This window comes from Arthrobacter sp. 49Tsu3.1M3, from assembly GCF_900168135.1.
In the GTDB taxonomy this organism is placed as follows: Bacteria; Actinomycetota; Actinomycetes; order Actinomycetales; family Micrococcaceae; genus Arthrobacter.
The window spans coordinates 17,529-40,599 of the sequence record NZ_FUZD01000004.1 but is presented as its reverse complement, the minus strand read 5'-3'; the positions used below and the strand labels follow the sequence as shown (position 1 = coordinate 40,599).

Here is a 23,071-nt window from a genome sequence, read left to right as displayed (position 1 = left end):
GAGAGACCGGATGGATCGGACAGATAAATATGCTTTTAAGAACCGGGAGGGGGCGCCGAATATTCCGGTAGGTGTCGTGGCGGCCGCCTCCACCATTGTCCCCTACCCGGGCCGGCGTCGACTCCGGCCCCGGCTCCGGCCCCCGGGCGCCGGACCTTTCGCCCGCCTTAGACTTGAGGGCGTGACTGGACTCATAGGCGTCGTTGGCGGCGCAGTAGTGGACTCCCTGGCCGACCCGGGCATGCTCCTTGTGGCGCGGCGCACGGCGCCGCCGCAGTTTGCCGGAATGTGGGAGTTCCCGGGCGGAAAGGTCGAGCCCGGCGAGGCCGCCGAGGACGCCCTGCGCCGCGAGCTCCGGGAAGAACTGGGCGTGCTGGTGCGGCTCGGTGCGGAGCTGCCCGCGGAAACCGCCGCGGGCTGGCCGCTCAACGCGAAGGCGGCGATGAGGGTCTGGTTCGCGGAGCTCGCGCAGGGGGAACCCCGGCCGTTGGAGGACCACGACGAACTGCGCTGGCTCGACCTCCGCAATCCGGCTGGGGTTCTGGACCTGCCGTGGATCCCGGCGGACCTCCCCATCGTCGAGGCCCTCCTGGCGGCAGTGCAGGCCACCGGGCCGCGCGGAGTGGAAGCGGGCCTGGGCCGCTGACCGGACTCGCCGCCGCGCTTCGGGAGCCCGCCTCTCGCCAAACCGTCAGGCATGTGCCTACTCTGATCCCAACCGAGAGGAGTGGCCCGTGCAAGTCGGTGTTGGACGAGAGCAGCGAGCCGGGGAACGCCGCGTCGCGGCCACACCGGAGACGGCCCGTCAGCTGACAGCCCTCGGGCTCCATCTCCTGGTCGAGAGCGGTGCCGGCACCGAAGCAGGCTTCGCCGACGCCGCCTTCAAGGAGGCCGGCGCGACGGTGATCTCCGAGCTCCCGTTCGAGGCCCTGGACGTCCTGCTGCATGTCCGCCCGCTCACCCCGGAGGCCGCGGCCAGGCTGCGGCCCGGCACGGTCACTATCGGGCTGGCGTCGCCGTCCTCGGAACTGCCGACCGTCCGGACACTCGCCGCGGCCGGGATCACCTCGTTCGCCCTGGAACTGCTTCCGCGGATCTCCCGGGCGCAGTCCATGGACGCGCTCAGCTCCCAGTCCCTGGTCACGGGCTACCGCGCCGTGCTGGAAGCCGCCGTCCGCTACCCGCGGTTCTTCCCGCTCTACATGACCGCCGCCGGCACCATCCCGCCGGCGAGGGTGCTGGTCCTGGGGGCCGGTGTCGCCGGGCTGCAGGCGATCGGCACGGCGAAGCGGCTCGGCGCCCGGGTCTCGGCCAATGACATCCGGGCCGCCTCCGCCGAGGAAGTCGCCTCGATGGGCGGCACTTTCATCAACCTGGACATCGATGTGGCGGCAGACGGAACCGGAGGCTACGCCCGTGCCCTCGGTGAGGACCGGGCGCAACGCCAGCGCAGCCTCCTGGCCCCCCATGTAGCGGCGGCGGACGTCCTGATCACGACGGCCGCCATTCCCGGCCGCCCCGCTCCCTTGCTGGTGACCACCGCCATGGTGGCCGGCATGCGGGCAGGGTCCGTCGTCGTCGACCTCGCCGCGGAGTCCGGAGGCAACGTCGAAGGCGTGATCGCCGGCCAGGACGTGCAGGTGCCGGTCGACGGCGGATCGGTCACGCTCGTGGGTTTGCAGGACGCGGCATCCGCCATGCCCTCGGACGCGTCCCGGCTTTTCGCCCGGAACGTCAGCAACTTCCTCGCGCTCATGACCGACTGCGGCTTGGTGGCACCGGACTTCGACGACGACGTGGTCGCCGGAACGTGCCTGACCCATGGCGGCACGGTGCGGCACGCCCCTACCGCGGAAGCATTGGAAAGGGAGGCGTGATGGGCCCCGTCGCGTTGCTGACCGTGGTGGTACTCGCGGTGTTCGTCGGCTTCGAAGTCGTCTCCAAGGTCACCAGCAAACTGCACACACCGCTCATGTCCGGCGCCAACGCCATCCACGGCATCATCCTGGTCGGCGCCATCATCGTGGCCGGTCAGGCCAGTGACCCGTGGATACTCGGCATCGCGCTCCTGGCCGTCGTCCTGGCCACCCTAAACCTGGTGGGCGGCTTTGTGGTCACAGACCGGATGCTGGAGATGTTCAGCGCCCACAAGCGGACACGCATCCCCGCCTCAACCGGCGCCGCCAAGGCCGGCGGAACCGCGGGCGAAGGACACCCCGGAGAGGGGAGCTCCGCCGGCGCGGCGGGGGAGTCCAAATGAGCCTCCTGAGCCCCGAATGGACAGCCCTGCTCTACCTTGTGGCCGCCGTCTGCTTCATCCTGGCGCTCAAGGGCCTCAGCTCGCCACGAACGGCCCGCCGCGGCAACGCCATCGGCGCCGCCGGGGCGCTCCTCGCCGTCGTCACCGTCTTCTTCTCGGCGCGGCTGGAAAACGTTCCGCTCATCCTCGCGGCCATCGCCGTGGGCTCCGCGATTGCCTTCCCCGTGGCACGGCGGGTGCAGATGACCCAGATGCCCCAACTCGTGGCGCTCTTCAACGGCGTCGGAGGCGGGGCCGCGGCGCTCGTCGCCGTACTGGAACTTGGCCACCAGGAGGATCCCTGGGTCCGCCTGGCCGTGGTCTTCACCATGCTCGTGGGCGCGGTGTCCTTCGCCGGCTCCGCGGTGACCGTGGGCAAGCTGCAGGAGCTCATCAGCACCCGGCCGCTGTTGTTCCCCGGGATGCCCTGGGTGATGGGGGCCGTCCTGCTGGGGGCGGTCACCTCAGGAGCTCTGGTGGTCCTGACCGGGTCGCTGGGCTGGTCGCTCGCACTGCTGGGCCTGGGCCTCGCCGCCGGGCTGCTCCTGGTGCTGCCCGTGGGCGGGGCGGACGTGCCAATCGTGATCTCCCTACTGAATGCCTTCACGGGGCTGGCCGTGGCAGCGTCCGGCGTGGTCCTGGGCAATGTCCTGCTGCTGGTCGCCGGGACCCTCGTGGGCGCGAGCGGCACCATCCTGACCAAGGTCATGGCCTCGGCCATGGGGCGCGGGGTCGGCGGAATCATGTTCGGGGCGTTCAAGGGCGGCTCGACGGCGGGTTCCACCGCCCTAAGCGACCGGCCAGTGCGTTCCTCGTCCCCGGAGGACATTGCCGTCCAGCTCGGCTACGCCCAGCGGGTGGTGATCGTTCCCGGTTATGGGCTCGCCGTGGCCCAGGGCCAGCACACTGTGGCGGAGCTTGCCGCGGCACTGGGCGCCCGCGGCGTGGACGTCGTGTTCGCCATCCACCCCGTCGCGGGGCGCATGCCGGGCCACATGAACGTGCTGCTGGCCGAGGCCAACGTGCCGTACGAGTCACTGCGCGAGCTCGCGGAAGTCAATCCCGAATTCGCGACCACGGACATCGTTCTAGTAGTCGGGGCCAATGACGTCGTCAACCCGGCGGCCAAGTCCTCCCCGGGTTCGCCGATTTACGGGATGCCGATCCTGGAAGTGGTGCAGGCCCAGCAGGTCGTGTTCCTGAAGCGGTCGATGCGGCCGGGATTTGCCGGCATCGAGAACGAGCTCCTGCACGATCCCAAGACCACCCTCCTGTTCGGGGACGCCAAGGATTCGCTGGCCAGGGTGCTCGGCGCGGTCAAGGCGCTCTAGGCATCCTGCGCCAGGCGGCTCAGGGCGCTTTCCGCCCAGCTCACTGCGCAGGGGGTGCTGATGGCTCCGTGTGCTTGAGGTGGAGCGGACTTCAGAACAGTGTGGGCTGGGCGGTGGCGGAATGGATGGCGCCGGAAGAATTGGCGCCGGAATCGGCAGCGCCCGAGTGGCGTGGGCTTGCGTGCCGGGCGGTGTCCGGGATGCTCCCGGCCGGGTACTGGGCTTCTTCCTCCCGGGCGTTGTCATGGTCGCTGCCCCCGTCAAGGTCCCGGTGGCTGAAGCCCTGCGATCCGGAGAAGCCGTGCAGGTCCTTGAAATACCGGACCCGCCCTGCCAGCCACGCCCGGTATTCCTTGGATGCGTATGACCCGCTGCCGTACAGGCGGCGGTACTTGCCCGCCAATTGCGGATGTTCCCGGGCGATCCACTGCATGAACCATTCACGCGTGCCCGGCTTCAGGTACAGCGCGCCGGCCGTGACCCCTGTGGCACCGGCCACCGCGAGGGCCCCGAAGAGGGAATCGAGGGCCTCATCACTGTCGGAGAGCCACGGCAGGATGGGCATGGCCATGACACCGCACGGCAGGCCCGCTTCCCGCAGGCGGGAGATAAGCTTCAGCCGGGCCCGTGGCCCAGGCGTGCCCGGCTCCACGGCCTCGGACAGCTGCTCGTTGGTCATGGCCAGCGAAATGCCCACCCCGACCGGCACCTGAGCCGCCGCATGCTTGAGGAGCGGGATGTCCCGGGCCAGGAGCGTGCCTTTGGTGAGGATGGACAGCGGAGTGCCGGAATCGGCCAGGGCGCCAATGATGCCGGGCATGAGCTGGTAGCGGCCCTCGGCGCGCTGGTAGGGGTCGGTGTTGGTGCCAAGGGCCACGTGCTCGTGCCGCCAGGAGGACTTGGCCAGTTCCTTGCGCAGGACTTCGGCGGCGTTGATCTTGACCACCACCTGGCTGTCAAAGTCCAGGCCGGCGTCGAAGTCGAGGTAGGTGTGGCTCTTCCGGGCAAAGCAGTAGACGCACGCATGGCTGCAGCCGCGGTAGGGGTTGATGGTCCAGTCGAACGGCATCCGGGAACCGGCGACCACCTTGTTGAGCACCGATTTGGCGGCGACCTCATGGAAGGTGATCCCGGCAAACTCCGGTGTGGAGACCGTCCGCACGAGTCCGGCCAGCGGCAGCAGGGCAGCCGTGGGCGAAGCGGTGGAAACGGCGGCCGGGGAATCGCCGCGCTCAAGTGCCTGTGCGTCCCATCTCATGCCTACATTCGAATGTATGTTCGACTAAATGTCAAGGATGCTGACGGGCCATGAGGCCGCCGGTTGCAGCCTGGGGCGGCCTGCGCAGCTGCGGGGATGGGGGCTTACGAAGCCAGCCACTCACGGGCGTTGTGATCAGGGCCGGTCGGTTCAGTGCCGCGTTTAGTCTGGTTGACCTCGGCCCACACCGCATCGAGGGAGAGTCCGAGGACATCGGCGATGGCGGCGATGGTCGGGAAGGCGGGGGTCGCTACGCGGCCCGTCTCGATCTTCCGCAGTGTCTCCGGTGAGACCTGTGCATCGAGCGCGATGTCGAGCATCGAGCGCTTCCCCCTGGCGCGGCGCAACAGGGCGCCGAGGCGCTGTCCGCGCTCGATCTCTGCGAATGTGAGCGGCAACCTGACCATGGCCTCGATTATACCGGGATAATATGACCGGTATAGTTATTGGAAACGTGAGAAAGGCGCCGCATGATCGAGATCCTGAATCCCACCGAAGTGGCCCGGGCAAAAGAGACTGGCGCCCTTGTCGCTGACATCCTGCAGACGCTGAAGAGCCGCAGCACGGTCGGCACGAACCTCCTGGACCTCGACCGTTGGGCGCGGGCCCTGATCGCCGAGGCTGGTGCGCAGTCCTGTTACGTCGATTACGAGCCATCCTTCGGCCGCGGGCCGTTCGGACACTACATCTGCACGGCAGTCAACGACGCCGTGCTCCACGGGCTGCCACGCGACTACACGCTGGCCGATGGCGACCTGGTGACACTCGACCTCGCCGTCTCCAAGCGAGGAGTCGCCGCGGACTCCGCCATCAGCTTCATCGTGGGAGACTCAAAGCCCCCGGAAAGCGTCGCGATGATCAGCGCGACGGAGCGCGCGCTGGGCGCAGGGATAGCCGCTGCCCGGCCCGGCGCCCGGATCGGCGACATCTCCCACGCCATCGGCTCAGTCCTTGCAGAGGCGGGGTACCCGATCAACACCGAGTTCGGGGGCCATGGCATCGGATCGACCATGCACCAGGACCCGCACGTTCCCAACGCCGGACGGCCGGGCCGGGGCTTCAAGCTGCGCCCCGGGCTGCTGCTCGCACTGGAGCCATGGGTCATGGCCGACACCGCTGAGCTCATCACCGACGCCGACGGGTGGACGCTCCGGAGCGCGACCGGCTGCCGGACAGCACATAGTGAGCACACGATCGCCATCACCAGCGACGGGGCCGAAATCCTCACCCTGCCGACGCGGACGCACGCGTGAGGCGGCCGGAGCGGCACCTGCCCTGGGGGCCAAGCGTGGACGGGCCAGGGTTGAGGGTGCCGCGGGGTGCCGCCTTGCCGCGGCAGTGGGAGCGCGTTGCTAGGCTGGGGCCATGATTCTCCTGACCGGGTTCGAGCCATTTGGCGGCGCTACGGCCAACCCGTCGTGGGCAGCGGCCCGCTCGGCGGCACGGCTGCTCCAATCCGAAGGGCTGGATGTCGAGGCGGTGGAATTGCCCTGCGTCTTCGGCGAGTCGGCCAAGGTGCTGGCGGAGGCCCTCGAGCGTTTCACGCCGGAGCTTGTGCTGTGCGCCGGCCAGGCCGGCGGAAGGGCGCGCATCTCGCTGGAACGGGTAGCCATTAATTGTGACGACGCCCGGATTCCGGACAATGCCGGCAACCAGCCTGTGGACGAACCCGTGGTTCAGGGCGGACCGGCAGCCTATTTCACGTCGCTGCCCGTCAAGGCGGCGCTCGCGGCGTTGAGCGCAGAGCAGATCCCGGCCGAAGTATCCCAGAGTGCCGGGACCTATGTCTGCAACCATGTCTTCTACGCGCTCATGCACGCCCTGCGGCTACGTCCGGGCACCAGGGGAGGCTTTGTCCACGTCCCCTACGAGGACACCCAGCTTCCGGCCGGGAGCAGCGCCCCATCGCTGCCGGCCGCCCAGATGGCGTCGGCGCTCGCCGTCGTCGTGCGCACTGCGCTGGCGACGACGGCGGATCTCAAGCTCCCTGCGGGCGCAACCCACTAGCTCCAGCGGGTCATCCGGCCGCGCCCGAACCGGAGGCGGCCGCCGTCGGCGACGCGAAACAACTACTCCCACAATTACTGGACAATCAGTCCAGCAGTTCCCAGACGACGCCGATCGTGGCGGTGACGCCCGACTCGCCGGCCTCGACGGTGAGTGAGGCGACCGCCACCTCCCGCTGCATCTTCGCCACGGGGATCGGCGCCTGGAAACCGGTGTGCTGGGTGAGGGACAGGACCCTGCCCAGCCCGGTTCCCGCGAGGGAGGCGTAATGCTCGGCGGTGGTGCGGGCGTCCTGCCAGGCGGCCTCCCGGGCCCGGGCCTCCACGGCCGAGGAGTCGGCGAAGCCGAGGGTCAGCCCGTTCAGCCGGACGGCGTCGCCGCCGGCGGCAACCGCCGCGGCAAGGATCTGCGAGGACGCGGACAACTCGCGGATCCTGACGGTGAGCGTGCTGGAGGCCAGATAGCCGGTTACGGTCTGGCCCCGGCCATCCTGCCAGTTCAGCTCGGCCCGGACGTTCAGCCCGGACGTGGACAAGTCCGCGTCGTCCACCCCGTGTTGCCGGAGCTCCGACGTGATGGCGGCTGACCGTGTTCCCGCCTCGGTGTAGGCCTCGGCCACGGTATCGCGGCGGCATTCCACGCCTATCGACACGGTCAGCAGGTCCGGCACCGCTTCGGCGGTGCCGGTTCCTGCAACGGAGATGCTGCGGGGGCTGTCTGTCATGTCAGGCCTCGTAACGTTCGGGGGCGGGCACGCCCAATCTGCGGTGCGTGCTTGGTCTGGTCCCGGGCATGCCGGGCCGGGGGTAGCCGCCTGCTTCCAGGCCGGCGTGGCGCTCGAAGATGTTGGCGCTGCCCGGGTTGCCCGTGCGCCAGAGGGACCAGCCGGCGGCTATGAAGTACAGCGGAAGGAAGGGCAGCCCGAGGCACCAGGCGTATTGGGTGCTGTGGCGCTCTTCGTGGCCCAGCAGCACTGGATTGGTGCGGGCGGATTCCGGTCCGGCGCGGAAGAGGATCACGTTGCCCACCGTGAAGGCCGCAGCAAACGGCAACGGCCAGCGGTACCGGCCCGCGATCAGCAATCCGCGCGGACCGGAGCTGACGGTTGTCCGCGCACAGGCTGCCAGCAGCAGGCCCAGCAGGGTGGAGCCGTTGAGCAGGTTGGCGATCTGGCGAAGCCGTTGTCCGGGCGTCATGAGGCCATGGTAGCCGGGGGTGCGCCCGGCAGTCAGGGGCCCGCCGGGATGTCCCGTGCCGTGGGATCCCGGCGTCGGCGTGCCCAGGAGCAGCCGGCACCGCGGCGCCACGTGCGGGGCTGCCGTGCCATGCCGCCGACGGCCGTCTACTAGACTGGGGACAGTGACCACAAGCCTTGCCGACAACCTGCGCCGCGCCCTGTGCCCGGCGCACGCTGTTGGCATGATCCGACTCGTAGCTAAGAACAGTAGATGACTGAAACTTTGCCGGGCGCAGCCGTCCCGAATCCTCTGGATGAAGCCGCCATTACCGCCGCCGTAGACCAGGCCGTTGCCGCCATCGCCGCCGCCGCGACCCTCGATGAACTTAAGGCCGTGCGCCTCGCGCACACGGGCGAGAAGTCCGCCCTGAGCCTCGCCAACCGTGAGATCGGCGCGCTGCCCAAGGACCAGAAGGCCGCCGCCGGCAAGCTCATGGGTGCCTCGAGGGGACGGGTCAACAAGGCGCTCGCGGACCGCACGGTCGCGCTCGAGGCCGAAAACGACGCGCGGATCCTCGTCGAAGAGACCGTGGATGTCACGGCAGCGCCGCGCCGGCGCAAGGCCGGTGCACGCCACCCGCTGTCCACGCTGCAGGACCGCGTGGCGGACATCTTTGTCGGCATGGGCTGGGAAATCGCCGAGGGACCCGAGGTCGAGTCCGAATGGTTCAACTTCGATGCCCTGAACTTCAAGCCGGACCACCCCGCCCGCGACATGCAGGACACGTTCTTCGTCGAGCCGCCCGAGGCCCACCTGCTCATGCGCACGCACACTTCGCCGGTGCAGGTCCGCTCCATGCTGGAACGGGAGCTGCCCATCTACGTGCTGTGCCCGGGCAAGGTGTTCCGTACGGACGAGCTCGACGCGACGCACACCCCGGTGTTCCACCAGTTCGAGGGCCTGGCCATCGACAAGAAGCTGAGCATGGCGGACCTCCGCGGCACACTGGAGCACTTCGCACGCCAGATGTTCGGCGCGGAAGCCCAGATCCGGCTGCGCCCCAACTATTTCCCGTTCACCGAGCCGTCCGCCGAGCTCGACATCTGGCACCCGGGCGCCAAGGGCGGCCCCAGCTGGATCGAGTGGGGCGGCTGCGGCATGGTCAACGCCAACGTCCTGCGCGCCGCAGGCATCGACCCGGACATCTATTCAGGCTTTGCCTTCGGCATGGGCATCGAACGCACCCTCATGTTCCGCAACGAGGTTGGCGACATGCGCGACATGATTGAAGGCGACGTACGTTTCAGCGAGCACTTCGGGATGGAGATCTAACAGTGCGTATCCCACTTTCCTGGCTGCGCGAATTCGCGCAGGTACCGGCCGGAGCATCGGCCGAAGACGTCATGGCCGAACTCGTCAAGGTCGGCTTTGAAGAGGAAGCAGTCCACCGCCCCACGGACGCCCTCCGGGGGCCCATCGTGGTGGGCCAGGTGCTCAGCATCGTCAAGGAACCCCAGACCAACGGCAAGACCATCAACTGGTGCCAGGTCCGCGTTGTCCCCGAGGGCCAGCCGCAGACGCTCACCGGCGACGGCATCGACCCCTCCGGCGTCCAGGGCATCATCTGCGGCGCCCACAACTTCGTTGAGGGCGACAAAGTGGTGGTCACCCTCCCGGGTGCCGTGCTGCCGGGAGACTTCCACATCTCCGCGCGGAAAACCTACGGACACCTCTCCGCCGGCATGATCGCGTCCGTGCGGGAACTCGGCATCGGCGAGGACCACGACGGCATCCTGGTGCTGTCCCGGATCGGGCTGGATCCGGAAATCGGCACCGACGCCATGGAGCTGCTGGGCCTCTACGACCAGGCGGCCGAGATCAATGTGACACCAGACCGGGGGTATGCGTTCTCCATCCGCGGCGCGGCCCGCGAATACGCGCACGCCACCGGCACCGTCTTCACGGACCCCGTATCCAAGGTCCAGGTTCCGCAGTCGCTCTCCGGCGGCTACGGCGTCAAGCTCAACGACGACGCCCCCATCTACGGCAAGCCCGGCTGCGACCGTTTCGTGGCCCGTACCGTGCGCGGTGTGGACGCCACCCGGCCCACCCCGCCGTGGATGACCTCCCGTCTCCGGCTCGCCGGCATCCGGTCCATCTCCCTTCCGGTGGACATCTCCAACTACGTCATGCTCGAGCTCGGGCAGCCGAACCACTGCTATGACCTGGACAAGCTGGCCGGCGACATCGTGGTCCGGCGGGCCACGGCGGGGGAGAAGATCACCACCCTGGACGACAAGGAGCGCACGCTCGACGTCGAGGATCTGCTGATCACGGACGAATCCGGGCCCATCGGAATCGCCGGTGTCATGGGCGGTGCCCACACCGAAGTCTCGGACACCACCACGAACGTCCTGGTCGAGGCCGCGCATTTCGACGAGGTTTCGATCGCCCGCGCCCGCCGCCGGCACAAGCTGCCGTCCGAGGCGTCCAAGCGCTTCGAACGCGGCGTGGACTGGCAGGTGGCCGATGTGGCCGCCCAGCGTGTGGTGGACCTGCTGGTCGAACTCGCCGGCGGAACGGCCGACGAGGCCGGGACCGACGTCGGGACCGCGCCGGACGCCGTCACCATCGAGCTGCCGGCAGAGTACGCGGCAGCCCGGATCGGGATCGACTTCACCGAGGAACAGATCCTGACCTCGCTCGAGGACCTCGGCGCCGTCGTTGCCAAGTCCGGCAACGGCTACACGGTGACCGCCCCGAGCTGGCGCCAGGACCTCGAGACCAAGGACGACCTCACCGAGGAAATCGCCCGGCTGGTTGGCTATGACAAGATCCCGGCGACCCTGCCGGTGGCGCCTCCGGGCCGTGGCCTGACCCGCGTCCAGCAGCAGCGCCGCCGCCTGATCCAGGCCCTCGCCGACGCCGGGCTCACCGAGGTGCTGGCGTATCCGTTCGTCTCGAAGGCCGCCAATGACACCTTTGGCGTCCCCGCCGAGGGTGCGGCGCGCAAGGCCCTCAAGCTGGCCAACCCGATCAGCGAGGAGCACGGCTTCCTGCGGACCTCCGTCCTGCCGGGCCTGATCGAGGTGGCCAAGCGCAACCACTCCCGAGGCTTCCGCGACCTCGCCCTCTTCGAGGCCGGGCTCGTGTTCCTGCCGGGCGAGAAGCTGGGCACCTCCGCGATTCCGCCGCTTGGCGTCAAGCCCGGCGACGATGTGCTCGATGCCCTGTACGACGGCGTCCCGGACCAGCCGCTGCACCTGGGCGCCGTGCTCACCGGTCACGACTCTCCCGCCGCCCCGGGCCACGCCCCGCGGGCCTGGGACTGGGCGGACGCGGTGGACATCGCCCGGATCGCCGGCGACGTGCTCGGCGTCGAGCTCCTGGTCACGCAGGGCCGGCATCAGGCCTTCCACCCGGGCCGGGCCGCGCAGCTTGAACTGCGCACCGGCGAAGTGGTGGGCTACGCCGGCGAGCTGCACCCGAAGCTGCTGGCGGCGCACGACATGCCGGCCCGTTCCGTGGCGCTGGAACTGAACGCCGACGCCCTCTTCGAGGCCGCCGCCGACGTGATCGTGGCCCGGCACATCTCGACGTACCCGGTGGCCACGCAGGACGTGGCCCTGGTGGTGGCGCAGGATGTCCCGGCGGGGGAGGTGCTGGCTGCACTGCGTGAAGGCGCCGGCGAACTGCTCGAGGACGTCGCGTTGTTCGACGTCTACGCGGGCAAGGGCATCGAGGAAGGCAAGAAGTCGCTGGCGTTCAGCCTGCGCTTCCGCGCCGACGACCGCACGCTGACCGCGGACGAGGCCTCGGAGGCCCGTGAAGGTGCCGTGGCCGCCGCCCACGAACGATTCGGAGCGGTGCAGCGCTGAGAACTGCGCCGGTGACAGCGCAGATTAGCTGAAAGGGGCGGGTCATGGCATCACACCTTGTTGTGCGTGCCTGCCCGCCCTTTCGCGTTCCCGGCGACCCCGGTGTTCCCGGCGACCCCGGTGTTCCCAGGGACCTGGGGGCACCGGTGGCCGCGGCATCAGACCTGTACCCGGAACCGGAGCTGGAACGCGACTCGCGCTCCCTGCTGGACGGGGCCGAGCTCCTCCGGGCCCGGGCCATGACCCCGCGGACCCGGGAGGACTTCCTGTACGGGCGGCTCGCGCAGCGCCGGTTCGCCGCCGGCCTGCTCGGCGTTCCGGCATCGGATCTCACCGCCTGGTACAGCTGCCCACGGTGCGGCACCGGCACAGACATCTCACACGGCCGGCCCGGCTACCTGCTCCGGGGCCAGGCGGCGCCGCTGCTGCTGAGTCTGTCCCGTGCGGCCGGCTGGACGCTACTGGCCGGGGTCGTGGACCCGGACCCCGGCGAGCATCTGGGCATCGACGTCGAGGATCCGGCCCGGGCGGACTTCGACGGGTTCGACGACGTCGTGTTGACCCCGGCGGAACAACGGCACCTCGCCGGACTGGCCGGCATCGCGATGCTGCAGGGCAGGGCGCGCCTGTGGGCGCGCAAGGAGGCCTGGCTCAAAATGCTGGGCACCGGGCTGCAGACGGCACCGGACACCCTGGACGTGCTGGCGCCGACAGTGAACGGCCGCTCAGGGCTCCGGGACCTGCCGCCGGCAGAGACAGGCCTGCCCGCTGATCTCGTGGCCGCCGTCGCCCTGGCGGGCCTTCCATAAACCTGCCGGCTCCGACTTTTTTGCAGCCGGCCGCTGCGTCAGGTTCCGGCCGCCGTCGGCAATCTGCCGTCGGCCGGCCGACGTCGGCAATTTGCCCTCGGCATTGTGCCGCCGGCAGTTTGCCACCGGAACTCTGCCCTCAGATCTTGGGCGGCGTTGCCTGCGGGAGCGGCGGCAGGGCGTCGGCGAACAGCCAGGGGTGCAACAGGGCCTCTGCGTCCAGGCCTGTCGTGTGGGCGGCCGCGACGATGAAGTCGGCGGTGGTCACGGTGCCGTGGCGGAAACGGTCCGTCCAGTCGTGCAGCAGGGCGAAGAACGCCAGGTCGCCGCAACGTACCCGCAGGGCGTGCAGGGCCAGGGCGCCGCGTTTGTAGACCCGGTCATCAAACATCAGTTCCGGGCCGGGGTCGCCCACCATCAGGTCCTGCGGGGCAGCGGCGAGCTTGCGCCAGGCGGCGCGGGCGCGGGCCGCCGCCGACATGATGCCGGCCTCTTCAGACCAGATCCATTCCGCGTAGCAGGCAAAGCCCTCGTGCAGCCAGATGTCCTTCCAGGTCGCCGTGGTCAGGGAATTCCCGAACCACTGGTGGGCGAGTTCGTGGGCGATCATCCGCTGTGATTCCCAGTCCTGCCGCAGATGGTTGGGCCCCAGGATGGACAGTGTCTGCGCTTCCAGCGGGATTTCCAGGACGTCGTCGGTGACCACCACCGTGTACTCCGGGAAGGGGTACGGACCAAAACAGCTGGTGAAGGTCCGCATCATGTCGGGCTGGCGTGCCAGGGCGGCCCGGGCGCCCGCCTGCAGCGACGCCGGCACGGCCACATACTGCGGAACGTGCCCTGAGGGCCGGTCGGCATTGAGCGTCAGGAGCTCGTAGCGGCCGATCTGGACCGTGGCCAGGTAGGTGGCCATGGGTTCGGCCTGCTCGAAGACCCAGGTCTCGCGGCTGGCCCTGCTGGTGCGGGAGAGCAGCACGCCGTTGCACACGGCCCGGTAGTTCGCGTCGGTGGTAACGGTGATGAGGTAAGTCGCTTTATCCCGCGGGTGGTCATTGCACGGAAACCAGGAGGCTGCGCCGTTGGGCTGCCCGGCGACCAGCACGCCATCGGAGAGCTCTTCCCAGCCCACTTCGCCCCACACACCGCGGCGCGGTGCGGGGTAGCCCTCGTAGCGGATGTCCAGCGTGAAGGCCTCGGTGGCGAGCAGCGGGTTGTCGGGGTAGACGACGAGCTGCTCGGCCCGCTGGGTGAACCGGCGTACCCTGCGCCCGTTGAGCTGGATCTTCGTGGCCCGCAAGCCGGCCAGGTCCAGGACGATCGCCGACGTCGGGAGCTGCGTGATGGCGTGCAGGACGGCGTGCCCGGCAAGGCGGTTGCTGCTGACCCGGTAGTCCAGATCGAGTTCATACCGGGTGACGCGGTAGGCATTGGTCCCGTGGCCGGGCATGTAGGGGTCCGGGGCGCCGGCTTCCGGGCTGGTGGCCCGGCTGATTTCGCGGCTGATTTCCCCGCTGATCTCCCCGCGGGCGGCGGCGCCGCTGCTGCTTGGTGCGCTGGTGCTCAATGGACGGACCTTCGGTTGTGGTGCTGGTGGACGTGCGCAGGCGCCGGGCCTAACGGGGCCCGGCGGGCGGTGCCGGCCCGTCCCAGGGGCTGACCGGATTGCCCATCCAGTACGTCCCGGCAGGGACGGTTTCGCCCCGCATGACGAGGGACGCCGGCCCCACCGTGCCGCCGCTGCCAATCCTGGCCTGCGGCAGGATGACGCCGTGCGGGCCCATGGTGGCTCCGTCATCGAGCGTAACAGTGTCGATGCTCATGACACGGTCATGGAACAGATGGGTCTGGACCACGCACCCGCGGTTGACGGTCGAATTCCTGCCGAGGGTGACGAGGTCCGCCTCCGGCAGCCAGTAGCTTTCGCACCAGGTACCGGCACCGATTTTCGCACCGAGAGCCCGCAGCCACCACACCAGCGCTGGTGTCCCCGTGGCAGCGCGCGCGAACCACGGGGCGCTGACCATCTCAATGAATGTGTCCACTACCTCGTTCCGCCAAATGAAGGAGCTCCACAGCGGGTGCTCGCCGGGACGGATTCGGCCCACCAGCAGCCACTTGGCCACGACGGCACTGCCCGCGGCCGTGGCCCCGGCGAGCAGGATCACCACCCCGCTCAGGAGAGCGGCGATTCCGTAGTTGAACAGGGCCGCCATCGCGTCGAACGCGAGCATGACGCCGACGGCGATAACGACTGTCAGCATGACCGGGACGAACCGGCACAGCTCCCACAGGGCGCGCGCGACCTTCAGCCTCTGGGGCGGCTGGTAGGTCCGCGTGTCGTCGGAGGCGATGGCGGTGCGCCGCAGCCGCACAGGCGGGCTGCCGAGCCATGAGGTGCCGGACTTCGCCTTGGCCGGCGTCGCGGACAAGACGGCCACGAGGGAGTTCTTGGGCACGCTGCGCCCGGCCGCCGTCATGCCCGAGTTGCCCAGGAAAGACCGCTTGCCGATCTTGGCCGGGGCTATGTGCATCCAGCCGCCGTCGAGTTCGTAGGACGCCACCATCGTGTCGTCGGCCAGGAACGCGCCTTCGCCCACGGTGGTCATGCGCGGGATCAGCAGCACTGTCGAGGCCTCCACGTTGCGGCCGACCTTCGCACCGAGAAGCCGCAGCCAGACCGGCGTAAAGAGGCTGGCGTAGATCGGGAACAGCAGATCACGGGCCAGATCCAGTACCCGCTCGGTCGCCCAGACCTGCCACCCGATCCGGCTCCGGACCCGGTAGTAGCCTTCAGCGAGGCCGACGCTGAGGAGCCTCGTCGTGGCCAGGATCAGCAGCAGGTTGGTCAGGAACCATGCCAGCGCCGCCAGCGGGATCGAGAGCGCTATGCCGGGCAGCGCCGCGGGCAGGGAGGGGCTGCCCTGGATGAACGCGAAGATCACCAAGGCCGCGACGGCGGCGGAGACGTAGGGGATGAGCGCCAGCATGGCGGAGGCGGCGGCGAAACCGGCGAACCACAGCCGGCCCATCAGCCGGTGCTCGTCCGGGGAGTCCGGCCACGAGTGCCGGGCCTTGCCACGGCGCTCGGCCGGCGACCCGGCCACGAGCTGGCCCGCCTTGACCTTGCCGATCACAGCGGAACCCGGCTCCACCTGCGCCCCGGCACCCACCGTGGCTCCCGGCATCAGCGTGCTGCGGGCCCCCACGCTTGCGCCGGGGCCAATCCGGATGGCGCCGATGTGGACACGGTCGCCGTCGATCCACCAACCGGACAGATCGACTTCGGGCTCGATGTTGGACCCTGTGCCGAGGGTCAGCAGCCCGGTGACGGGCGGCAGCGAGTGCAGCTGGACGTTCTCGCCGATCTTCGCCCCGAGCGCTTTCGCGTAGTAGGGCACCCAAGGCGCGCTGGCCAGGCTGATGGCGCCGGCCAGGTCCTGGATCTGTTCCGCGAGCCAGAGCCGGAGGTGCACCCGCCCGGACCGGGGATAGGTGCCAGGCACCACGTTGCGCAGCAGGATGCGGGCCGCGGCAACGGAGAGCAGCATCCGCCCGGCGGGACTGACGAAGACCAGCCAGGAAGCGCCCACCCACCACCATGAGATCGTTGGCGCGGCGCTGAATCCGGCGAAGGCGGCCAGCAGGTTGTTGGCTGCCATCAGGTAGGTCAGCCAGCGCATGCCGACCAGGATGTGCAAGGGAATGCCCAGGAGCGTCTGGAAGGCCTGCGACTTCCGCGCGGTGGGCCGGACGGTCCGCTCCGGGGCAGCGACGGCGCCACCCTCCGGCAGCGACTGCCGGGCCTCGTCCACCAGGGCGCCCACCCTGGGTGTCGCGTAGATATCGGCCACCGTGATGGTGGGATAGCGGACGCGGAGGGCGGACACGAGCTGTGCGGCGGCCAGCGAGCCGCCGCCGTAGGCGAAGAAGTCGGCATCGAGGCTGGTGACCGGGCTTCCCAGCACGGCGCTCCACTGCTCCACGATCCACTGCGCGTCCTCCGGCAGGTTCAGCGGGGCACCTTCGGCCTCTGCCGCTCCGGTTCCGCTGAGTGGCCAGGGCAGGGCGTGGCGGTCCACTTTGCCGCTGGTCTTGGTCGGCAGCGAATCGACGAGCGTCAGCAGCGGAATGAGGGGCGCGGGCAGGCGTTCGCCCAGCAGTTCGCGGGCGGCCGCGAGGTCGATGTCACGGCCCGCGACGGCGGCCAGGTAGCCGACCAGGATCTGGTTGCCGGCCGCGGTGGTCTGCACGGCGGCGGCGGCGCCGGCGATATCCGGCAGGGACTGCAGGGCGGCGTCGATTTCGCCGAGCTCAATCCGGCGGCCGCCGAGCTTGACCTGCTCATCGGCGCGGCCCTGGAAAATGAGGCCTTCGGCTTCGTACCTGACGAGGTCGCCGGAGCGGTAGGCGCGCGGCCAGCCCAGGGACGGCATGGGGGCATATTTTTCCGCGTCCTTGACCGGGTCAAGGTACCGGGCCAGCCCGACGCCGCCGATGATGAGTTCGCCCACCGCGCCTTCAGCGACGGGCACCGAATCGGTGTCGACGACGGCGAGGTCCCAGCCGTCCAGCGGCAGGCCGATCCGGACGGGGCCGGGGGCGCCGAGCTGCGCGGCGCACGCGACCACGGTGGCCTCGGTGGGCCCGTAGGTGTTCCAGACTTCGCGTCCTTCGATGGCGAGCCGTTCGGCAAGGTCGGGCGGGCACGCCTCCCCGCCGAAGATCAGCAGCCGGACACTTTCCAGTGACTCGACGGGCCAGAGAGCGGCGAGTGTAGGGACGGTGGAGACCACGGTGATGCCGTGGCTGATGAGCCAGGGGCCGAGGTCCATGCCGGTCCGCACCAGCGCCCGGGGCGCCGGAACCAGGCAGGCGCCGTGGCGCCACGCGAGCCACATTTCCTCGCAGGAGGCATCGAAGGCAACCGACAGGCCGGCCAGCACCCGGTCCTGCGGGCCCACCGGATCGGCCTGCAGGAAGATGCGGGCCTCGGCGTCCACGAACGCGGCGGCCGAGCGGTGCTGGACCGCGACGCCCTTGGGGGTGCCGGTGGAGCCGGAGGTGAAAATGACCCACGCGTCGTCGTCGGGGCCGGGCGGCCTCGCGTCGGGGAACGGGCGGGGGTGGTTGCTGTCCGTAACGATCTTCCCGCCGGCGCGGAGGATGCCGGCCACCCTCGCCTCCCCGAAGACCAGCTTGGCCCGCTCATCGGGATCGTCGGCGTCCACGGGGACATAGGCCGCACCGACCAGCAGCACCGCCAGGATCGAGACGTAGAGTTCGTTGGTGCCGGACGGGATCCGGACGCCGATCTTGTCGCCTGCACCCAGCCCGGCGAGGTGCAGTTTCCGGGCGGTGGCCCTGACCTCGTCCATGAGCTGGGCGTAACTGAGCGAACGGTGGCCGTCGTCGAGCGCCGAAGCGTCCGGGTACCGGGCGGCAGTATCCCGGATGATGTCTATCAGCGTCCGCTCCGGCGGGGCGGAAAGGGCACCCGGCAGCTGGGGCTCGTGGACGGTGAGAGGGGGAGCGGCAAGACTCTGCACCGCACCGGCGTCGGGGGCTTCACTGGGGGTCAGTCGTTGCTCGGTCACTGGCGCATTGTCCCTGCAGGAGATGAACGGATAGTGTTTCAGCGCGGCTTGGGGGACCGTGCAGCTTAGGGGACGAGGATGACTTTGCCGGTGGTGCGGCGCTGTTCAAGGTCCTCGTGGGCACGGGATGCCTCGCCGAGAGGGTAGCGTGCGCCGATCCTGACCTTGAGGCTGCCCTCGGCCGCGGCGGCAAAGACTTCGTCGGAGCGCCAGCGGCGTTCCCGGGCGTCGCGCAGGTAATGGCCCATGGTGGGCCGCGTGAGGTACAGCGAGCCGCCGGCGTTGAGCCGCTGCGGGTCCAACGGCGGGACCGGGCCAGACGCTGCGCCGAAGAGGACCAGCATTCCCCGGATGCGCAGGGACGCCAGGGAGGCGTCGAAAGTGTCTTTTCCGACGCCGTCGTACACCACATCCGCGCCGGTGCCGTTGGTCAGATCCCGGACCCGGTCGGCGAAACCGTCGTAGCGCAGCACGTGGTCGGCGCCGGCCTCGCGGGCCAGCTGCTCTTTCGCATCGGTCGAAACGGTGGTGATGACGTTGGCGCCCCTGGCCTTGAGCAACTGGATCATCAGGAGCCCCACACCGCCGGCGCCGGCGTGGAGCAGCACGGTGTGGCCGGACTCGACCTTGAAGGTGGAGTTGATCAGGTAGTGGGCCGTCACGCCCTGCAGCGGCAGCGCGGCGGCGGTGAAATCATCAAGGCCGTCGGGAACCGGGAGGGCTTTGTCCTCATCGACGAGTGCATAGCCGGCGTAGCAGTCAGTGCCCTCGGCCGTGGCCACCCGGTCACCGGGAGCAAACCCGGTGACGGCGTCGCCGACCTCCTCCACGGTGCCCGCGGCCTCGGAACCTGGCGTGAAGGGGTAGCTGACCTTGTAGACGCCGCTGCGCTTGTAGGTGTCAATGAAGTTCACGCCCGCGGCCGCGACCTTGACCAGCAGCTGGCCGGGCCCGGGAACGGGCCGGGCTGTCTTGTCGAGTTCGAGGACCTCGGGGCCGCCGGCCTGGCGGGCGACGATTGCGTGCATCATGTGGCTCCTTTTCCGGGCGGGGAATTCTGTCCCGGTCCCTGGGTCCATCCTAGGGACACCGGGGGTAACCATGAAGGGGCCTTCCGTAACCAGCCGTCACGTGATGTTAAGGCCGACGTCGCCCGGAGGCGGCGGCCCCTGCGCGGCCGCCGGCGGTCCGAGCTTTAGTAGCGGCGGGTTACCGTTGCCATCGGGCATTCGAAGTGGCGGCCCGCGGCGAGTCCGACGTCGTTGAGGTAGCGGACAATGATGGCGTACGACTGCATCAGCGTGGTTTCCGTGTACGGGACCTGGTGCTTGGCGCAGTACTCGCGGACGATCTTGGCGGCCTGGTGCAGCTGCGGGCGGGCCATGTCCGGGAAGAGGTGGTGTTCGGCCTGGCGGTTGAGGCCGCCGAGCAGGATGTCCATGAAGCGGCCGCCCGAGATGTTCCGGGAAGTCAGGACCTGGCGGCTGAAGAAGTCCACCCGGCTGTCTGCCGGCAGCACCGGCATGCCCTTGTGGTTCGGCGCGAAGGACGCGCCCATGTAGAAGCCGAACACGGCCAGCTGGACGCCGATGAAGGCGAACGCCATGCCCAGTGGCAGGAAGGTGAACGCGAGGACCGGCAGGAGGCTGAGCCGGACCGCGAGGATCGGGATTTCGACCCAGCGGTGTGTGACCTTGGCCCGGCGGACGATGAATTTCACGGAGTCGATCTGCAGTCCCAGGCCCACCAGGAACAGGAGCGGGAAGAAGAACCAGCCCTGCTTGCGGGTCAGGAACGCGAGGCGTCCCTGGCGGTCGGCTACGGCTTCGGGGTGGAAGGCGATGGGGCCGGGCGCGATGTCCGGGTCCTTGGAGATGACGTTCGGGTGGTTGTGGTGCGCGCCGTGCTTCTGCTCCCACCAGGAGTAGCTGATCCCGGCCACGGAGGTGGCGAGCAGGCGTGCTGCCCAGTCGTTGGCGCGGCGGGACGCGAAGATCTGCCGGTGCCCGGCCTCGTGGGCCAGGAAGCTCAACTGCGTGCAGATGATGCCCAGGGCGGCGGCGATCAGGAGCTGGAACCAGCTGTCACCGATCAGCGCGAACCCGAACCAGGTGGCGGCCATCAGGAGCACCAGGCTGGCGAACACCGTGATGTAGAACCCGACGCGCCGTTCGAGGAGGCCGGCCGTCTTGACGCTCTTGAGGAGTTCCGAGTAGCTCAGGACTACGGCGTTGGGCTGCCGGACGCGCGATGGCGGCCGCGCCTGCGTTTCGGCGGTAAGGGTGGAAGTGGCGGTCATAGGGCGCTTGCCTCGTCACGGTTACGGGCAACGCTGCAGCTGACATTCGCAGCGGCACGGTCTGGATCACCCTTTACCAAGCATACGCCCCCGGGTTTCCGCGGCGGGCCATTCGGAGGCCTCGGACACACGCCCATCGATGCATAAATATCGGCATCTATGCATACTCTTGCTGTATAGTCGTGCTTATGACTATTTCTGTTGCCGTCTCCGGGGCGAGCGGCTATGCCGGCGGCGAGGTCCTGCGGCTCCTCGCCGGTCATCCCGACGTCACCATCGGCGCCATCACGGCCCACAGCAACGCCGGTTCCAGACTAGGGGAATTGCAGCCGCATCTCCATGGCCTCGCGGACCGGATCCTTGAAGACACCACCGTGGATAACCTGGCCGGGCACGACGTCGTGTTCCTGGCTCTTCCGCACGGGGCATCCGCGGAGATCGCGGCGCAGCTGCCCGCCGGGACCCTGGTCATCGACGCCGGCGCGGACCACCGCCTCGAGGACCCGGAGGCCTGGGAGAAGTTCTACGGTTCGGCCCACGCCGGAACCTGGCCCTACGGCCTCCCTGAACTGCCCGGCCAGCGCGATGCCCTCCGCGGCGCCACCCGGATCGCCGTCCCCGGCTGCTACCCGACCTCGGCCCTGCTGGCCCTCACTCCCGGCTTCAGCAACCAGCTGCTGGAGGGCGACGACGTCGTGATCGTTTCCGCCTCCGGAACGTCAGGGGCCGGCAAAGCTGCCAAGGTCAACCTGATCGGCGCCGAAGTCATGGGCTCCATGAGCCCCTACGGGGTCGGCGGGGGACACCGGCACACCCCCGAGATCGAGCAGGGACTCTCCAAGGCGCTGGGGGCCCCGGTCACCGTCTCCTTCACGCCCACGCTGGCACCGATGAGCCGCGGCATCCTCACGACGGCGACAGCCAAGGTGCGGCAGCAGCCAGACCGCAGTGTCACCGCCGAGGAGCTCCGCCGCGCATGGGCCGAGGCCTACGACGACGAACCGTTCGTGCACCTGCTCCCGGAGGGCCAGTGGCCCTCCACCAAATCGGTCCAGGGATCGAACCACACGGTCATGCAGCTCGCCTTCGATGAGCACACCGGTCGCGTGATCGTGTGCTGCGCCATCGACAACCTGACCAAGGGGACCGCCGGCGGGGCCGTGCAGTCCATGAATATCGCCCTCGGCCTGGCGGAATCCGCCGGCCTCAACCTCCAGGGAGTCGCACCGTGAGCATCACCGCACCGCAGGGATTCCGCGCCGCCGGCGTGACGGCCGGGCTCAAGGCTTCCGGCAAGCCGGACGTGGCCCTCGTGGTCAACGACGGCCCGTCCAAGGCCGCCGCGGCGGTCTTCACGTCCAACCGCGTCGCCGCGGCCCCCGTGCACTGGTCCCGCGAAGTGGTCAAGGACGGCCGCGTGGATGCCGTGATCCTCAATTCCGGCGGGGCCAACGCCTGCACCGGGCCCCAGGGGTTCCAGAACACGCACACCACCGCGGAAAAGACCGCCGAAGCCCTCGGCGTCTCCGCCACCGACGTCGTGGTCTGCTCCACCGGACTGATTGGCGAACAGCTCCCCATGGAGAAAATCCTGGCCGGGATCGGTTCCGCCACCGCCGCCCTGGCCGCCGACGGCGGCCCCGCGGCAGCCACCGCGATCATGACCACGGACTCGGTGTCCAAGCAGGCCGTCTTCACCGGCACGGCCGCGGACGGCACACAGTTCACCATCGGCGGCATGGCCAAGGGCGCCGGCATGCTGGCCCCGGGTCTGGCCACCATGCTGGTGGTCCTCACCACGGACGCCGACGTCCCGCCGGACGTGCTCGACGCCGAACTTCGCAACGCCACCCGGGTCACTTTCGACCGGGCGGACTCGGACGGCTGCATGTCCACTAACGACACCGTGGTGCTGCTGGCATCCGGGGCCTCCGGCGCCGCGCCGTCCGCCGCCGACTTCGGCACGGGCCTGACCCAGGTCTGCGCCGAGCTGGCCCGCAAACTGATCGGCGACGCCGAGGGCGCCAGCCACGACATCGCGATCCGGACGTTCAACGCCGCGAGCGAGCGGGACGCCGAAATCGTCAGCCGCGCCGTCGCCCGCTCCAACCTGTTCAAGACCGCGATCTTCGGCAAGGACCCCAACTGGGGCCGCGTGCTGTCCGCCGTCGGCACCACCGACGCGGCCTTCGAACCGGACCAGCTGAACGTGTCCATGAACGGCGTGCAGATCTGCCGCAACGGCAGCATCGGCGATGACCGGAACCTCGTGGACCTCGAACCGCGCGAGGTCCTCGTCGAAATCGACCTGCAGGCCGGCACAGCCGAGGCCACGATCCTCACGAACGACCTCACCCACGACTACGTCCACGAAAACAGCGCCTACTCCAGCTAGGCCGTTCCCGGAAGGACGAACGC

General features: G+C 69.3%; 19 protein-coding genes. 11 read left to right on the top strand and 8 right to left on the bottom strand.

Going from position 1 to position 23,071, the window contains the following annotated elements; translation table 11 throughout:
• Positions 1-181: 181 nt before the first annotated feature.
• The 4 genes from B5X90_RS06780 (at position 182) to B5X90_RS06765 (ending at position 3,630) form a co-directional block, all read left to right on the top strand.
• Positions 182-646, top strand: coding sequence for a (deoxy)nucleoside triphosphate pyrophosphohydrolase (locus B5X90_RS06780; protein ID WP_079551283.1), 465 nt, complete (start codon positions 182-184; stop codon positions 644-646).
• A gap of 88 nt (positions 647-734) precedes the next feature.
• Complete coding sequence (locus tag B5X90_RS06775; protein WP_079551281.1) at positions 735-1,877, top strand: Re/Si-specific NAD(P)(+) transhydrogenase subunit alpha; 1,143 nt, start codon at positions 735-737, stop codon at positions 1,875-1,877.
• Positions 1,877-2,260, top strand: a complete 384-nt coding sequence (locus B5X90_RS06770) for an NAD(P) transhydrogenase subunit alpha (protein ID WP_079551279.1) — start codon at positions 1,877-1,879, stop codon at positions 2,258-2,260. Before B5X90_RS06775 ends, B5X90_RS06770 begins: the two co-directional genes overlap by 1 nt.
• On the top strand, positions 2,257-3,630 hold the full coding sequence (locus B5X90_RS06765; RefSeq protein ID WP_079551277.1) for an NAD(P)(+) transhydrogenase (Re/Si-specific) subunit beta: 1,374 nt from the start codon (positions 2,257-2,259) through the stop codon (positions 3,628-3,630). Before B5X90_RS06770 ends, B5X90_RS06765 begins: the two co-directional genes overlap by 4 nt.
• 91 nt (positions 3,631-3,721) lie before the next feature.
• On the opposite strand, the gene B5X90_RS06760 is transcribed toward B5X90_RS06765, so the two are convergent.
• Together B5X90_RS06760 and B5X90_RS06755 are read right to left on the bottom strand one after the other, a co-directional pair.
• Positions 3,722-4,888, bottom strand: a complete 1,167-nt coding sequence (locus tag B5X90_RS06760; protein WP_079551275.1) for an Rv2578c family radical SAM protein — start codon at positions 4,886-4,888, stop codon at positions 3,722-3,724.
• Positions 4,889-4,992: 104 nt separating this feature from the next.
• Positions 4,993-5,295: a helix-turn-helix domain-containing protein gene (locus B5X90_RS06755; RefSeq protein ID WP_079551272.1), complete on the bottom strand. Its 303-nt coding sequence runs from the start codon at positions 5,293-5,295 to the stop codon at positions 4,993-4,995.
• Positions 5,296-5,358: 63 nt separating this feature from the next.
• Here B5X90_RS06755 and map point away from each other — a divergent pair, with 63 nt between their 5' ends.
• Positions 5,359-6,141 (top strand): type I methionyl aminopeptidase, encoded by a 783-nt coding sequence (gene map / locus B5X90_RS06750; protein WP_079551270.1) that lies wholly within the window; start codon positions 5,359-5,361, stop codon positions 6,139-6,141.
• 112 nt (positions 6,142-6,253) lie between these two features.
• Positions 6,254-6,895: a pyroglutamyl-peptidase I gene (gene pcp / locus B5X90_RS06745; RefSeq protein WP_079551268.1), complete on the top strand. Its 642-nt coding sequence runs from the start codon at positions 6,254-6,256 to the stop codon at positions 6,893-6,895.
• Between the two features lie 85 nt (positions 6,896-6,980).
• Here pcp and B5X90_RS06740 read toward each other — a convergent pair whose 3' ends face one another.
• Positions 6,981-7,619: an SIMPL domain-containing protein gene (locus B5X90_RS06740; protein ID WP_079551266.1), complete on the bottom strand. Its 639-nt coding sequence runs from the start codon at positions 7,617-7,619 to the stop codon at positions 6,981-6,983.
• A gap of 1 nt (position 7,620) precedes the next feature.
• Entirely contained in the window at positions 7,621-8,091 is a 471-nt protein-coding gene (locus B5X90_RS06735; protein WP_079551699.1) for a hypothetical protein, read from the bottom strand.
• A 252-nt stretch (positions 8,092-8,343) separates the two neighbouring features.
• Between B5X90_RS06735 and pheS the strand changes: the two genes are divergently transcribed.
• From pheS to B5X90_RS06720, 3 genes are read left to right on the top strand one after another with little or no spacing between them, the layout of a single operon-like run.
• Positions 8,344-9,405, top strand: a complete 1,062-nt coding sequence (gene pheS, locus B5X90_RS06730; RefSeq protein WP_079551264.1) for a phenylalanine--tRNA ligase subunit alpha — start codon at positions 8,344-8,346, stop codon at positions 9,403-9,405.
• A gap of 2 nt (positions 9,406-9,407) precedes the next feature.
• Entirely contained in the window at positions 9,408-11,951 is a 2,544-nt protein-coding gene (gene pheT / locus B5X90_RS06725) for a phenylalanine--tRNA ligase subunit beta (protein WP_079551262.1), read from the top strand.
• Between the two features lie 44 nt (positions 11,952-11,995).
• Positions 11,996-12,760 (top strand): 4'-phosphopantetheinyl transferase family protein, encoded by a 765-nt coding sequence (locus B5X90_RS06720; RefSeq protein ID WP_079551260.1) that lies wholly within the window; start codon positions 11,996-11,998, stop codon positions 12,758-12,760.
• 139 nt (positions 12,761-12,899) lie between these two features.
• Here the strand turns inward: B5X90_RS06720 and B5X90_RS06715 are convergent, their stop codons facing one another.
• The 4 genes from B5X90_RS06715 to B5X90_RS06700 form a co-directional block, all read right to left on the bottom strand.
• Positions 12,900-14,324, bottom strand: coding sequence for a M1 family metallopeptidase (locus B5X90_RS06715; protein ID WP_256860096.1), 1,425 nt, complete (start codon positions 14,322-14,324; stop codon positions 12,900-12,902).
• Positions 14,325-14,373: 49 nt separating this feature from the next.
• Positions 14,374-18,306, bottom strand: a complete 3,933-nt coding sequence (locus B5X90_RS06710; RefSeq protein WP_079551695.1) for a Pls/PosA family non-ribosomal peptide synthetase — start codon at positions 18,304-18,306, stop codon at positions 14,374-14,376.
• A gap of 113 nt (positions 18,307-18,419) precedes the next feature.
• Positions 18,420-19,385: a quinone oxidoreductase family protein gene (locus tag B5X90_RS06705; RefSeq protein WP_079551258.1), complete on the bottom strand. Its 966-nt coding sequence runs from the start codon at positions 19,383-19,385 to the stop codon at positions 18,420-18,422.
• Positions 19,386-19,549: 164 nt separating this feature from the next.
• Positions 19,550-20,653 (bottom strand): fatty acid desaturase family protein, encoded by a 1,104-nt coding sequence (locus tag B5X90_RS06700; protein ID WP_079551256.1) that lies wholly within the window; start codon positions 20,651-20,653, stop codon positions 19,550-19,552.
• Positions 20,654-20,841: 188 nt separating this feature from the next.
• Here B5X90_RS06700 and argC point away from each other — a divergent pair, with 188 nt between their 5' ends.
• Positions 20,842-21,885, top strand: coding sequence for an N-acetyl-gamma-glutamyl-phosphate reductase (gene argC / locus B5X90_RS06695; protein WP_079551254.1), 1,044 nt, complete (start codon positions 20,842-20,844; stop codon positions 21,883-21,885).
• Positions 21,882-23,048 carry a bifunctional glutamate N-acetyltransferase/amino-acid acetyltransferase ArgJ gene (gene argJ, locus B5X90_RS06690; RefSeq protein WP_079551252.1) on the top strand — a complete coding sequence of 389 codons (1,167 nt, stop codon included), beginning with the start codon at positions 21,882-21,884 and terminating at the stop codon, positions 23,046-23,048. The genes argC and argJ overlap by 4 nt, the downstream gene beginning before the upstream one ends.
• Positions 23,049-23,071 lie beyond the last annotated feature (23 nt).